Annotated in this window: 1 protein-coding gene; it reads left to right on the top strand. The window is 35.8% G+C overall.

All coding sequences use genetic code 11. The features are described 5' to 3' along the window. Positions 1-612: cytolethal distending toxin subunit Cj-CdtA (cdtA, locus tag KJR01_RS09640; protein WP_214119024.1), on the top strand; the 612-nt coding region annotated here is incomplete at both ends.

Below are 612 nucleotides of genomic sequence, written 5' to 3'. Positions count from 1 at the left end.
TGCATGTTCTTCTAAATTTGAAAATGTAAATCCTTTGGGGCGTTCATTTGGAGATTTTGTAGATACTGATCCTTTAAAACTAGGACTTGAACCTACTTTTCCTACCAATCAAGAAATTCCAAGTTTAATTAGCGATGCTGTTTTAGTACCTATTACTCCTATTACCCTACCTTTAACTAGAACATGCAATAGTGCCAACAATAATGCAGTAAATGGGATCAATCCTCGCTTTAAAGACGAAGCTTTTAATGATGTTTTAATTTTTGAAAATCGCCCTGCGGTTTCTGATTTTTTAACCATTTTAGGCCCTAGCGGAGCAGCTTTAACGGTTTGGGCTTTAGCACAAGGAAATTGGATTTGGGGCTATACTTTAATCGATAGTAAAGGATTTGGCGATGCTAGAGTTTGGCAACTTTTGCTTTATCCTAATGATTTTGCAATGATTAAAAATGCCAAAACCAATACTTGTCTTAATGCTTATGGTAATGGAATTGTCCATTATCCTTGCGATGCAAGCAATCACGCACAAATGTGGAAACTTATCCCTATGAGCAATACAGCGGTTCAAATTAAAAATTTAGGAAATGGAAAATGCATACAAGCACCTATTAC

Source organism: Campylobacter sp. 2018MI10 (genome assembly GCF_018501175.1).
Classification (GTDB): Bacteria; Campylobacterota; Campylobacteria; order Campylobacterales; family Campylobacteraceae; genus Campylobacter_E.
The sequence above is the reverse complement of the archived record's forward strand: the minus strand, read 5'-3'. Positions and strand labels throughout refer to the sequence as shown.